Origin of the sequence: Sphingomonas sp. HMP9, assembly GCF_013374115.1 — a bacterium.
Classification (GTDB): domain Bacteria; phylum Pseudomonadota; class Alphaproteobacteria; order Sphingomonadales; family Sphingomonadaceae; genus Sphingomonas.
Window position 1 is genome coordinate 1,563,735 of sequence record NZ_AP022673.1, and the last position, 13,076, is coordinate 1,576,810.

Annotated in this window: 13 protein-coding genes; 5 read left to right on the forward strand and 8 right to left on the reverse strand. The window is 66.3% G+C overall.

All coding sequences use genetic code 11. The features are described 5' to 3' along the window. Positions 1-43: 43 nt before the first annotated feature. Complete coding sequence (locus tag HMP09_RS06945) at positions 44-847, reverse strand: response regulator (RefSeq protein WP_107953735.1); 804 nt, start codon at positions 845-847, stop codon at positions 44-46. Positions 848-1,056: 209 nt separating this feature from the next. Here HMP09_RS06945 and HMP09_RS18365 point away from each other — a divergent pair, with 209 nt between their 5' ends. The 3 genes from HMP09_RS18365 (at position 1,057) to HMP09_RS06960 (ending at position 3,348) form a co-directional block, all read left to right on the forward strand. Then, positions 1,057-1,284, forward strand: coding sequence for a NepR family anti-sigma factor (locus tag HMP09_RS18365; protein ID WP_232090744.1), 228 nt, complete (start codon positions 1,057-1,059; stop codon positions 1,282-1,284). An 86-nt stretch (positions 1,285-1,370) separates the two neighbouring features. Further along, entirely contained in the window at positions 1,371-2,912 is a 1,542-nt protein-coding gene (locus tag HMP09_RS06955; RefSeq protein WP_176499765.1) for a sensor histidine kinase, read from the forward strand. 301 nt (positions 2,913-3,213) lie between these two features. Then, entirely contained in the window at positions 3,214-3,348 is a 135-nt protein-coding gene (locus tag HMP09_RS06960) for an entericidin A/B family lipoprotein (protein ID WP_056055798.1), read from the forward strand. A gap of 96 nt (positions 3,349-3,444) precedes the next feature. On the opposite strand, the gene tatC is transcribed toward HMP09_RS06960, so the two are convergent. From tatC to HMP09_RS06985, 5 genes are all read right to left on the reverse strand, one after another. Further along, the gene (gene tatC, locus HMP09_RS06965; protein ID WP_176499766.1) at positions 3,445-4,227 is read right to left on the reverse strand and encodes a twin-arginine translocase subunit TatC; all 783 of its coding nucleotides are present in this window, start codon (positions 4,225-4,227) and stop codon (positions 3,445-3,447) included. Positions 4,228-4,300: 73 nt separating this feature from the next. Then, complete coding sequence (gene tatB, locus HMP09_RS06970) at positions 4,301-4,837, reverse strand: Sec-independent protein translocase protein TatB (protein ID WP_176499767.1); 537 nt, start codon at positions 4,835-4,837, stop codon at positions 4,301-4,303. A 38-nt stretch (positions 4,838-4,875) separates the two neighbouring features. Then, positions 4,876-5,121: a Sec-independent protein translocase subunit TatA gene (locus HMP09_RS06975; RefSeq protein WP_056055794.1), complete on the reverse strand. Its 246-nt coding sequence runs from the start codon at positions 5,119-5,121 to the stop codon at positions 4,876-4,878. A gap of 35 nt (positions 5,122-5,156) precedes the next feature. Next, complete coding sequence (scpB, locus tag HMP09_RS06980; protein ID WP_176499768.1) at positions 5,157-5,783, reverse strand: SMC-Scp complex subunit ScpB; 627 nt, start codon at positions 5,781-5,783, stop codon at positions 5,157-5,159. Next, entirely contained in the window at positions 5,780-6,502 is a 723-nt protein-coding gene (locus HMP09_RS06985; protein WP_176499769.1) for a segregation and condensation protein A, read from the reverse strand. Before HMP09_RS06985 ends, scpB begins: the two co-directional genes overlap by 4 nt. A gap of 106 nt (positions 6,503-6,608) precedes the next feature. On the opposite strand from HMP09_RS06985, the gene HMP09_RS06990 reads away from it, so the two are divergent. Together HMP09_RS06990 and map are read left to right on the forward strand one after the other, a co-directional pair. Next, positions 6,609-6,815 (forward strand): ParD-like family protein, encoded by a 207-nt coding sequence (locus tag HMP09_RS06990; RefSeq protein ID WP_176499770.1) that lies wholly within the window; start codon positions 6,609-6,611, stop codon positions 6,813-6,815. A 1-nt stretch (position 6,816) separates the two neighbouring features. Next, positions 6,817-7,590 carry a type I methionyl aminopeptidase gene (map, locus tag HMP09_RS06995; RefSeq protein WP_176499771.1) on the forward strand — a complete coding sequence of 258 codons (774 nt, stop codon included), beginning with the start codon at positions 6,817-6,819 and terminating at the stop codon, positions 7,588-7,590. Between the two features lie 150 nt (positions 7,591-7,740). Here the strand turns inward: map and nagZ are convergent, their stop codons facing one another. Beyond that, a complete protein-coding gene (nagZ, locus tag HMP09_RS07000) occupies positions 7,741-8,742 on the reverse strand; it encodes a beta-N-acetylhexosaminidase (RefSeq protein ID WP_176499772.1) in 1,002 nt (333 codons plus the stop codon). 198 nt (positions 8,743-8,940) lie between these two features. After that, complete coding sequence (locus HMP09_RS07005; RefSeq protein WP_176501620.1) at positions 8,941-13,032, reverse strand: translocation/assembly module TamB domain-containing protein; 4,092 nt, start codon at positions 13,030-13,032, stop codon at positions 8,941-8,943. Positions 13,033-13,076 lie beyond the last annotated feature (44 nt).

Sequence of the window (13,076 nt, forward strand, 5' to 3'; positions counted from 1 at the left end):
TCCGTAACCGTCTTGCAGTCACGGACCCGGTACGTGCCGCCGCTTAGGCAGTCGGTACGGTCGCCTGGTCGAAGAACAGCGCCTGGCTGATCGCAGCCTTGACGGTCGACCGCTGGAAAGGCTTGGTGATCAGGAACGTCGGCTCGGGCCGCTCGCCGGTAAGCAGACGCTCCGGGAAGGCAGTGATGAAGATCACCGGGACCTCGAATTCGGCCAGGATATCCTTGACCGCGTCGATGCCCGAGCTGTCGTCGGCCAGCTGGATGTCGGCAAGCACGAGGCCGGGACGCATTTCCATCGCCAGGGCGACGGCCTCGTCGCGGGTGACCGCGACGCCGGTCACGTCGTGCCCGAGATCGCGCACGATCGTCTCGATATCCATCGCGATGATCGGCTCGTCCTCGATGATCAGGACCTTGGCGCGGGTCTGGTTCTCGATCTCGGACAGCGCGTCGGCGACCAGGTCGTCGACCTCGCTGGTGTCGACCTCGATCAGGTACGCCGCATCCTCAGGCGTGAAGCCTTCCATCGCGGTCAGCAGCAAAGCCTGACGCGACAGCGGCGTCATGCGCGCCAGCCGAGCGCGCGCAACCGCCTCGTGACCCTCGGAATCGGTCGCCGTCTCGTCCGCGACCTCGTCGAAGTTCGCCGAATTCCAGATCGCCTGGAACATGCGGTACAGGCCCAGGCGCGGATCGACGTCGCGGGGGAATTCCTCCGGCGCGGCGACGATCGCCTCGAGCGTGGCGCGAACATATTTGTCGCCGTGCATCTGGCTGCCGGTCAGGGCCCGGCCGTAGCGCCGCAAAAATGGAAGGTGCGGTGCAAGTTGCTGTCCAAGAGACATGGGTAACGAATACTCCCTGATCCTACGCGGCCCCTCATGTGTCGGGTGGCTCGCGTCATTGCAATGGTGTCGGTCGAAAATGCCCCGTGTCGACGCCATCGTGCCAATTATCGTACACGATCGAACGGAGATGCGTATTTTTCGCTCGAATGTGGAACAATCCAGATGCTATTTGGTTTCACGAGCATCTTTAGCGAGTGTGTAGTCCGGTGCCCAAGGGGCGCAGTTTTGCGCGTCATCACATATTGGTTTGCGTCGTGCAGGGGGAAGTTTTGAGTTTGGGCCACGACACGGAGAAGACAGTGCCTGCAGCGAAGCCCGCCAAGGTTCCTGATAAGGACCAACAAATGGGTTCGGCACTGCGCTCGGTTTATCAGAAGACCGTGGACGAAACGATCCCGGACGACCTTCTCGAACTCCTCGGCAAGCTGGACTGACGGTGGGCCGCGAGCCCACGGCCCCCGCCCCCGATATCACTTCCTCGGAGCCGGCACCGTCGAGTGACCGTCGATTGCTGTCCGCGATGGCCAGATTACCGACGGGTGCAAAGCTTTTCCTGATCATCAGCGCGGCGTTGCTGCCATTGGCGTTGATCGCGGTGTTCGCGACGTTGCAGACGACGCGTCTGGCCGATGCCGAAGCGCGGGCGCGCTTGCGCGTCACCGCCGACGAGAGTGCCAGAGCGATCGCCATCGAACTCGTGGGCGACATGACGGCGTTGCGCGTTGCTGTGAACGCGCTGGGAACCGACCCCGCGGATGCACCGAGTTGCGCGCGCGCCCAGGGCGTGTTCGCGCAGCAATCCTCCGCTGGTACGCGCTTCATTATCTCAGATCGTGCCGGCCATGTCCTGTGCGGCGTCCCGCTGCCCAATCCGGTGACCGTGCGGCAGGAGAACATGCCCGTCGCCGCGGCGATCGTACCCGATAACGGGCTGATCCTCGCTATCTCCGGCCCGAGCGGCGACACGTCCGCCCGCGCCTACTTCCCCCGCGCCTTCCTCGAAAAGATCGGGCGCCCGTCGACCCGCGCATCCGCGTTCAGCAGCGCGATCGTGCTCGACGAGGACGCGCTGCACCTCGAGACGATCGCCGACGAGCGGCCGCTCGATCGCATGGAGACGATGCGAACCGAACTCGGCGTCGCTGGGCTCGCCTTGCGGACGAGCATCCGCAGCGCGCCGGTGACGTCGTCGCTGATCGTGGCCATGCTGCTGCCGTTGCTCATGTGGATCGCCGCGGCGAGCATCGCGTGGTTCGTGGTCGACCGGTTGCTCATCCGTCCGCTCCGCCGGCTGCGCGGCGCGGTAGCCGCCTTCACCCCGGGCGAGGAGCTCGACTTCGGCACCGTTCATACCCTGCCCGCGCAGGAGATCCGCGAGCTGGGCGAAACCTTCCAGTCGATCAGCCGGACGGTTGCACTGCACGAGGCCGGTCTCGCCGACGGGCTCGTGCGCCAGACCAAGCTCACGCGCGAGGTCCACCACCGGGTGAAGAACAACCTCCAGGTGATTTCCAGCCTGATCAACTTCCACGCCCGCAGCGCGCCCAGCGCAGACGCCACGGCTGCGTATTCGTCGATCCAGCGCCGCGTCGATGCGCTGGCCGTGGTTCACCGCAATCACTTCGCCGAACTCGAGGAAAACCGCGGGCTGAACCTGCGCACGATGATCGGCGAGCTCTCCGCCAATATTCGTGCGACTGCCCCCGATCGCTCGCACGGCCTGGGCATCACGCTCGATATCGATCCGTACCTTGTCAACCAGGACGTCGCGGTCGCGTTGGCGTTTCTGGTGACGGAAACGATCGAACTCGCGACGAGCTGCGACCCAGCGGCACAGATCCGGATCGTGGTGAAACCTGCCGACAAGCTTGCCGACAAGCCGGATAGGGCATTGCTGCGTGTCGTGTCGCGTGCACTGGTCGAGAGCGATGCGTTCCGCGAGGCCCTGTCGCGCTATGGTCGCGTAATGGAAGGCCTTTCACGCCAATTGCGGTCGCCGTTGCACCATGACCCCCTGGTCGGCGCCTATGAGATCGCGTTCGCCATTACGGGTCGCGACTAGCCGCGTCCGGCAAACGCTGTGATCCAAATCAAACGATGCAATTAATTGACTGGATTCGAAGAAAAGCGGGAACCGACTATCGCCGTTGCCGTTCTACACTTCGGATAGCGACTTTATGCCCCCCGCTCTCGCTATCCAGAACACAGGCCCGGTAGCGCACCCTCCCCCCCCTGGTGCGTCACCGGGCCTTTATTCCAAAAATTTCCGTTTCCTGCTGAGCGTTGGTTCCGTAAGCGGAACGAATGGCGTGCCCGAACATTCCACCAGCGGTGGCATTCAAGCCCTTCTAGGAGGAAGTATCATGCGTAAGTTGGTTGGACTGGCGATTGTGGCCAGCGCGTTGATGGTGTCGGCATGCAACACGGTCGAAGGCGCAGGCAAGGACGTGGCCTCGGCGGGCAAGACCGTCGCGAAGACCGCGGACAACGCCAAGTAAGCCGTTGCGCTTATGGTAATGATACGGGGCCCGGTGCACATGCACCGGGCCCCGTTTTCGTATCCGCTTGGGTTTCAGGTCGAAGCAGGCGCTACGTCAGCTCTCGACGATGTCGGTGGCGTCGCCCTCTACGGCCTTGGCCTTCGCCCGGCTGCGCTCGGTGAACCAGATGCCGATAAGCGCGAGTTCGTACAGGATCACCAGCGGGATCGCGAGCAACAGCTGAGACCCGATGTCCGGCGGCGTCAGTACCGCTGCGATCGCGAACGCCGCGACAATCGCGTAGCGCCGCGCACCGATCAGTTGCTTGCGCGTAACGATCCCCGCGCGCTCCAGCAGCATCAGCAGGACCGGCAGCAGGAACGAGATTCCAAAGCCGAACAGGAACTGCATCGTGAACGACAGATAATTGCCGATCGCCGGGAGAGCCTCGCGGTGGATACCGCCGACCATTCCGTCGAAGCCGAGCAGGAAGTGCAACGCCATCGGGATCGCGACGTAATAGGCCATCGCGGCGCCGGTCAGGAACAGGACCGGCGTGGCAAGAATGAACGGCAACAGCGCGCCGCGTTCCTTCTTGTAGAGACCCGGCGCGACGAACTGCCATACCTGGTTTGCGATCACTGGGAACGACAGCATCATCGCGGCGAAGAACGCCACCTTGATCTGGACGAAGAACGCCTCGAAGATCTCGGTATAGATGACCTTGTTCTGTCCGGCCGCAAGCAGCGGGTGAACGAGAAAGCCGAATATGTTCTCGGCAAAGTACATCGCTACCGCGAACGTCACGACCAGCGCGGCGATGCAGTAAAGCAACCGCCGCCGCAGCTCGATCAGATGGTCGAGCAAGGGTGCCCGGCTTTCGTCGATCTCGCTCATGTCTGGCTTTCGGCAGTGTAGGGGGCGGTCATGGGCGTTGCGATGATGCCCTGTTCACTCATGCCCTGTCGGATCATGATGACGCCACGTCGGACTTGCCGGTCTTGTCGTCAGGATGACGCACGGTCGACCCTGACGTATCCAACGGCGAATCGAACAGGTCCGCGCCGCGATCGGCGACCGGATGGTGATCCTGCTCGGACGCCACCGGCGACGTGTGACTCGGCGCGGCGGCAACCACCGGCTTCTCGACCATCACCGGCTCGCTCGTATGATCGTCGGAATAGTCGGTGGACCGATAATCCCGCCGATGCTCCTCGGTCTCCGGCGAATGCACGACCTGCGTGGTATCCGCCGCCGCGTCGGCGCCAGTCTGCGGGTGTTCGCGCATGATGCGTTCGTTTTCCGACGCCCAGCGCTTCTCCATCTCTTCGAGTTCGGCCTCGCGGACCATCGAATCGAAGCCCGAGCGGAACTGCCGTGCGACGCCCCGCGCCTTGCCGACCCAATAGCCGACCACGCGCATCGCTTTGGGCAGATCCTTGGGACCGATCACGACAAGCGCGACGAAGGCCACGAGCAGAAACTCGGAGGGCGCGATATCGAACATTCAGCCGCGCCTATCTAGGGTCGTCAACTCTGCCGGCTTCAGGCAGGACGGTCGTCACGGACGCGATTGCCGTCGCGATCGAACGCGGGATCGGCCGTCTTCTGCGCCTCGATCCGGGCCGACGGCTTGGCAGGCGTCTCGTCGTCGTTCTCGGACATGCCCTTCTTGAAGTTCTTCACACCCTTGGCGACGTCGCCCATCAGGTTCGAGAATCGGCCACCGCCGAGAAGGAGGATCGCGACGACCGCGAGAACGAGCAAGTGAATCGGGCTAAAACCGCCCATGGCAATTCTCCTGGAAACTGAACCCTATCTAGGCCTCATCCGGCCGCTTTGCCAGCGATCTTGCCATGCTCCGCGCCATCCTCCCCGCGATCCCCGTCATGCCCCTCGCCGTCGTCGAGCCGGTCGAAGGCAAGATCGACCGGATCAAGCAGTCCAGCGGCGCGCAAATCGTCGATTCCCGGCAGGTCGCGGCGGCTCTGGAGGCCGAAATGGACGAGGAATGCCGGGGTCGTCGCGAACATCAGCGGACGTCCCGGCACTTCGCGGCGCCCGGCTGGCTTCACCCAGCCCGCTTCCATCAGGACATCGAGCGTCCCCTTGGAGATCTGTACGCCGCGAATCGCCTCGATCTCGGCGCGCGTCACGGGTTCGTGATAGGCGATGATCGCCAGCGTCTCGATTCCTGCGCGGCTGAGACGGCGCGGTTCCTCGCGGTCCCGGCGGAGCATGTGCGCCATGTCGGAGGCGGTCTGGAACTGCCAGCGGTCGCCGCGTCGAACGACGTTGATACCGCGACCGGCATAGTCGGCGGTCAGTCGGTCGAGGGCCGCGCGGACGTCGCCGGAGTCGATATGCGCGCGGATCGCATCGATCGTCAGCGGCGCCTCGGCCGCGAACAGGACGGCCTCGACGGCGCGTATGACATCGTTGGGCGGAGTCACGCGCGGGCTCTCAGATACAGCGGCGCGAAGGGTGACGCCTGCCGCAGCTCGATTCTGCCCTGTCGCGCGAGTTCGAGTGCCGCGACGAAGCTCGACGCCAGCGCGGATCGCCTCAGACGCTCGCCCGCTTCGGGCAGGAAGCTTTCGATCACGCTCCAGTCGATCCGCTCGCCGACCAGCATCGACACACGCTCGAGCGCCGCCTCCAGCGTCATCACCTCGCGGTCGGCAACGACGTGCATCACCGGTCGCGTCCGCGCGGTAATGCGACCGTAGGCAGCGATCAGGTCGAAAATCTCAGCCTGCCAGGACGTCTTGCGTACCGTCCGCAACCCTTCCGGTGCCCCGCGCAGGAACACGTCGCGCCCGGTCCGGTCGCGCGCCACGAGCCGCGCGCCGGCTTCCCGCATCGCGCTCAGCCTTTCAAGCCTCAGTTGCAGGCGTAGCGCGAGCTCCTCGGGATCGGGCTCCGCGAGCGGATCGCGTGGCAGCAACAACGCCGACTTCAGATAAGCGAGCCACGCCGCCATCACGAGATAGTCCGCGGCGAGTTCGAGCTTCAGCGCACGCGCCGAGTCGACATACGCCAGATACTGCTCGACCAGCGCGAGGATCGAGATCTTCCGCAGATCCACCTTCTGCCCGCGTGCAAGCGACAGCAGCAGATCGAGCGGCCCCTCCCATCCGTCGAGGTCCAGGGTCAGTTGCGCGTCGTCCATCGCGGGACGCTACAGTGCGCGCCGCCGGGCATCCAGCCATGACGTTTGACGCGTCGTCATACGAACCGTATACGTTCCATATGGTCGACATGGTATTGGGGATGGTATGGGTATCGTGAAGATCGACGACGCGCTGCACGAGGACGCGCGGCGCGCGAGCCAGGTCTTGTGCCGCTCGATCAATGCGCAGGCCGAGTTCTGGATGAAGATCGGCATGCTCGCCGAGGCCAACCCGACGCTCTCGTTCAACGATATCGTCACCGCGCAACTCGCCGCGGCCTCGTTCCGCGTCTGCGACACTGCAGCTGCCTGAGATGGTAAAGACGCCGGCCGAACTGGCACTGATGCGCGTATCGGGCGCATTGCTCGCCTCGGTTTTCGAGATGCTCGACGCGCAAGATCTCGCGGGGCGGTCGACGCTACAGGTCAATGACATGGTCGACCGCTTCATCACACACACCCTCGCCGCACGGCCCGCGAGCAAGGGGCAACATGGCTTCGAATACGTCCTGAACAGTTCGATCAACCACGTCGTCTGTCACGGCGTGCCGAGCGCGCATGACGTCATGCACGATGGCGACATCGTCAACCTCGACATCACTTTGGAGAAGAACGGGTTCATCGCTGATTCCAGCAAGACGTACGTGGTCGGCACCCCGCCGCCCGCCGCCAAGAGCTTGGTGCGGGTCGCGCAGGAGGCGATGTGGCAAGGCATTCGGCAGGTCCGGGCGGGCGCGCACCTTGGCGACATCGGCTTCGCGATCGAGCGACATGCGAAGAAGAACGGCTATTCGGTGGTCCGCGACTATTGCGGCCACGGCATCGGCCGCGAGATGCACGAGGACCCAGAAGTGCTCAATTTCGGGCGCACAGGCACGGGCATGATGCTGCGCGAGGGAATGGTCTTCACGATCGAACCGATGATCAACCAGGGCACGCGGAAGGTCTCGACCGAGGATGACGGGTGGACGGTGGTAACCGACGACGGCAAGCTTTCGGCGCAGTTCGAACATACGGTGGCGGTAACGAGGGACGGCGTCGAGGTGCTGACGTTGCGGGAAGACGAGCGGGCGCGGGGGTTGGCGTAATGTGTGAAGGCCACCCCGGCGAAGGCCGGGGCCCAATTGGGGGACGTTGCTAACTGACGTTGCGCGCCGTTACCTTGACCTTTCCGGTTGGCGAGCGGCCTCTGCCGGGGCAGTGAATTACGGAGCGCGCTCTACTACCCGCAAGTCATTTCAAACCCGCGCCAGCAACGTATCCCGCGTAGCAATTAGCGCCGCGAAGTCGCCCTTACCCGTCCCGACCGACGCCATCGCCCGATCGAGCCGATCCCGCGACGCCTCCGAAATCTCCCCCAGGCGTCCCGCGATCTCGACCATCTCGTCCATGCGGGCCCAGCAGTCGAGCACGAGATCGCAGCCGGCCGCGATCGCACCTGCGGCCTTGTCGCCCGCGGTCCCGGACAGCGCCTTCATGTCGATGTCGTCGGTCATCAGCAGCCCGTCGAAGCCGATCCGCTGGCGGATGATCCGCTCGATCACGATCGGCGACAGCGTCGCGGGGCGATCGGCGTCCCAAGCATCGAAGACGATGTGCGATGTCATCCCCATCGGCGCCCGGGCAAGTGTACGGAAGGGTTCGAGGTCGATCTCCAACTCCGCATCGGTCGCAGTGACGGTCGGCAGGTGATGATGCGTGTCGACTTTCGCCCGGCCATGACCTGGCATGTGCTTCACCACGCCGACGACGCCGCCCTCTGCCAGTCCCTCCAGCGTTGCGCGGCCGAGCGCCGCCACCCGCATCGGGTCCGACCCGAACGCACGCGACGCCACCGCTTCGGTCGTGTCGGACTGCGACACGTCGAGCAGCGGCGCGCAGTCGACCGTGATGCCGACCTCGCTGAGCATCACCCCCAGGGCCTGCCCGTTCGCGCGCGCCGCCTGGATCGCGGTCATGGGCGCGCGCTCATACGCCGCGTCGAACACCGGCCCCGCCGGAAACGCCGGCCATTCGGGCGGGCCCATTCGCGCCACGCGCCCGCCCTCCTGGTCGATCAGGATCGCGAGATCGTCGCGTCCAGCCAGCGCGCGCAATGAATCCGTCAGCGCGCGGACCTGCGCGCGGTCGACGATGTTGCGCTTGAACAGGATGTAGCCCGCTGGCTCGCACGCGGCGAAGAACGCGCGCTCGGCAGCCGTGAGGACGAGGCCGGACAGGCCGAAGATGACGGGCTTCATGACTGGGTCCTAAACCGAAAGCCTGCCCTTACCGTGCAGCCGGGCAAGGGTCACCTCCCCGGCGCAGGCCGGGGCCCGGTTGGGGGACGAAAATACCCAAGGAATGTCCTGCGTCACGACGGCGTTTCCACCTGCACCCCGGCCTTCGCCGGGGCGGTGCTGCCTCGCAGGGATCGGATCCGAGCAATGGAATGTCCCTTAATAATCCTTCGACACGCGCACGTTCACGCTCTGGCGGCCGAGCGTCGAGATGCTCGACAGCAGCGACAGCCAGCGCGTGACCTGGAACTCGACCTGGGTCGCCGAATAGCCCTGCCCGTCGGTGACGATCTCCGCATACAGCCGGCGCGTGACGTATTTGCCCGCCGCGATCGACGTCCCCTGCCCGGTCTGCGGATCGGCAGGCAGGATTCGCAGCCGGTCGAGCCCTGCGGCGCGACGCACCGCGTTGATCGGGTTGAGCCCGCTTCCGCCGCCCTGCAACGCCGCCACCGCCGCCGCCAGCTGCAACGCCTCGGGCGCCGACAAATTGGTGATCGAGGTGCCGAACAGCAGCCGCGACAGCAGCTCGTCCTCGGGCAGAGCGGGCGTGCTGGTGAAGCCGATCTCGGGTTTCAGCGCATAGCCGGTCACCCGGATCGACGCGCTGAGCCCGGTCGAATCCGCATTCGCCTCGATATCGAGCGCGGGGTTGGCCGGCACCTGTCCGTCGAACCGGATCACGCCGCGCGACAATTCGAACTGCCGACCGGCGAATTCGTAATCGCCGCGGATCAGCGTCGCGCGGCCGGTGATCGCGGGGTTCTCGGGCTGGCCGGCGATCTGGAGGTTGGCGGACCATTCGCTGGTCAGCCCCAGGCCGCTCACCATCACCTGGTTCGGCGCGCGTGCCTTGACTGCCAGCGTCCAGGGCTTGGTCCGCGCCTCGACCTCCTCGCCGCCGTCGGGCAGGTTGATCTCGCGGATGTTGAGCTGCGGCACCGCGCTCGCGGCGGTCGCCTGGCCGAGGCGATAGCGGCTCTTGTCGAGTACCACGTCGCCGGCGATCGTGCCGCCCGAGCCGTTCGACTTGAACGTCAGCGGCCCGGACACGGTCGCGCCGATATCGTCGCGGTTGATCATCACCGCCTTGTCGGCCTGCAGCGTCAGGTCGAGGCCGACCCCGTTGGCGGCAGCGAACTCGAACTGGCCGGTGCCGGTAACGCGCCCGCCCTTGCCCGCGTCCGCGCCGAACCGATCGATCACGAGCCGCGAACCACCGAAGCGGCCGCTCGCCTGGACGTTGGACAGCACGGTACCGGTGGTCGCGCTCTCGATCCGCGCGCCGTTTGCCTGGACGATGCCGCGCAGCGTCGGGTTGGCGAGCGTGCCGACGACGTCCGCACCGATCGCGACCGGGCCCGACAGGTCGAACAATTCGACCCCGGTGAGCCGCCAGAGCGTGTCGGCCGGGCCGCTGTACCGCAGCTGCCCGAACAGGCGCGCGTTGATGATGCGCGCGGCAAGGTCGCCCCCTCCGGAATTGGGCCCCAGCGGCGCAAGCTGCGCCTGGGCGCGGCCGATCGCCTTGCCGCCCGACGCGATCACCGCGCGCACCCCAAGCTTGTCGGGCGATAGCACCGCGGCGACGCCGACGTCGATCGGACGCGACGACAGGACGAGGCCGGCGCGGGCGAGACCGCGTATGGTGAGGTCGGCCTTGCCGGTCGGCGCGGCACCGTTCGCGGTGGCGAAGTTGAGGCGCCCCGACGCCGAGCCGCTGAGCCCGAGGCCGGGATAGCCGATGTCGAGCAGGGCAAGCGGCATCCGCGTCAGACTTGCATCGATCGCGGTGGTGGTGCCGGTGAACAGCCCGCCGACCTGCGCCTCGCCGCCGCCGAAGCTGAGCTTGGTCGGCGCGAGGTGCCAGCCGTCCTCGGCCTGCGTCAGCACCGCGGGCGTGAGCAGTTTCAGCGGGCGGCCATCGAGCGTGCCCTGCGCGGCGATCGCATAGCTGTTGGCGGTGACCTGCGTGACGCTCTGGATATCGAACGCGCGGCCGCGGGAGCCGGCGATCGATGCCTTGATCGTGCCTATCCCGCCTCTGAGTGACGCCGCGCCGTTGAACCGTGCGAGGCTGAGCGCGCCGTGACGCAGGCCGAGGCCGGTCGCGGTCGCCTCGATCGAGGTGCCAGCGGGATCGAGCAATGTGACGAAATCGAGCTTGCCCTGGCGCAGCGCGACGGTGTCGAGAGTCGCGGCCTTGGCGGCGAGATGGCCTTCGATTCGCTGGATGGTGCCGACCGGACGAAACAGGAGTTCGCCCGAGATACCGCCGCCCGCGACCGCCAGTTGTCCGTTGAAGCCGCCATCGACCACCGCGATGGAACCGCTGGCCTTGGTACCGGCGACGTTCAACGCCGCGACCTGGATCGTCGCGCCGGCGCCCGGCGGCAACAGGATCGCGCCATTGGTCGTGAACGGCCCGAGCCGCGATCCGCCCGCCGCAGTGAACGCGAAGCCCTGCGGTGTCGGATCGAGATGCGCGCGGACGTTCGTCAGGCCGAGCGTCGCATTGGGACTGGCGAAGACGAGGTCGAGCGTCGGCTTCTCGATCTGGCCGTCGAGTTTCAGAGTCACCGGACCATATGTCTGCTGGCGCCCGCCGCCCTCGAAGTGGAACGTCCCGTCGCGCCTGCGATAGCCGTTGCCGGTCAGGCGGATCTGCGGCGCGGTCAGCACGAGGTTGGTGAAGTGCAGCACGCCGTCGGTGGTGCGTTCGAGATTGGTGGTAATCCGCGGCAACCCGCCCGCCAGGCTGCGGAAGAACGCGTTGTCGAGCCGCACCATCTGCGCGCTGCCCTGGCCGATCACGCGCGTGCCGTGGCGGTTAGGGCCGGGCACGACGCGCAGCGTGGACTTGACGTCGACGATGCCGAGGCCGGGGATCAGATACCGCCCAAGCCCGCCGTTGATACCGACCTCGAACTGGCCGTTGCGCAGGTCGACCGCCAGATTGATGCTGCCGGCAAGCTTGTCCGACCGCAGCCGCAGTGCGTCGCCGGTCAGCAACGTCGGCGTCACGCGGAGCAGTCCGTCGACCGACAGGTTGCGCAGGATGCCCCCCGCCACGCTGCCGACCCCCGTCACGCGCGCCGCGGTAAAGCGGATCGGGACCGTCACGGGCGCCGCGGACAGGCGCCCCTTGCCCGCGGCGTGCGCGTCCTCGAACCCGGTCTGATCGAATGCGAACCGGCTGGCGTCCAGGCGGTAGTCGAACGCCGCGGTCGCGAACGGCCCGTCAAGAATTGCGCGGAGTTCGACCATCGCCCCGCTCATGTTGTCGAACAGCGCGGGCGGTTTCAGTAGCCGCGCCTTGATCCGCACGTCGCGGTACGCGTTGGCGCCGAGATCGATGATGCCCGTCGTATCGACCGCGATCGCCGGCGTGCGCAGCGACACCGCGCCGTCGAGCCGGCGGTTGGCGAACGTCGCGCTGCCGTTAACGAGCACGCGCGGTGCGGTCAGCCGTTGCAGCCGCCCCTTCAGCAGCGGCGACGGCGCGAGCGTACCCGACAACGTGTAGCGCCCCGCAACCTGGGCGAGCGCGAGGTCGACGACGCGGGTCGTCCCGATCATGCTGTTCGCGCGGCCGCTCCATTTCGCCCAGCTGCCGTCGCCGGTGACCGCGAGCGCGACCGGGCCCTTCGCCTTGACCATCCGCGCGAGGACACCGTTGGCCGCCCCCTTTGCGGCGACGTCGATGTCGAAGCAGTCGCGCGCAGGCTCCGCATCGATCCGCAGCTTCAGATCGTCGCTGCCGGCAACGCGGGCTTTCAGGTCGACCAGCGCGCGGCCCGAGCGGATATCGGCGCGCCCGTCGAGCGTCCCGATCCGCTGCGTCCCCAGCACGCGCTTCGCCAGCGTCAGCCGCCCGACCGACAGCTGGCCGATATGGATATCGAAATCGGGCAGGATCGGGCCACGGGTCTGTGACGGGCGAGTCCGCGGCGTGTGCGTCAGGATCGCGCGATCGACGATCAGCCGCTGAATTTCGAGTCGGTTCGAGAACCAGTCGAACGGCGACCAGTCGAGGGTGACGTTGGGCGCCTGGAAGACGAGGCCCTCCAGATCGTACACGCGCAGATCGATCAGCCGGGTATCGCCGTACAGCGACCCGTCGATCCGTCCGACGGTGAAACGCAGCCCGTTCGCGGTCCTGATGGCCGCGATGCGATCCGCCACGAAGCGGTGGCCGATGCCGGTGTCGACGATCAGCAACGCCGCGCCGACGATCGCGACCAGCGTCATCACCGCGCCGATGATCCACCGCCACCACGCGATCCGACGCTTGC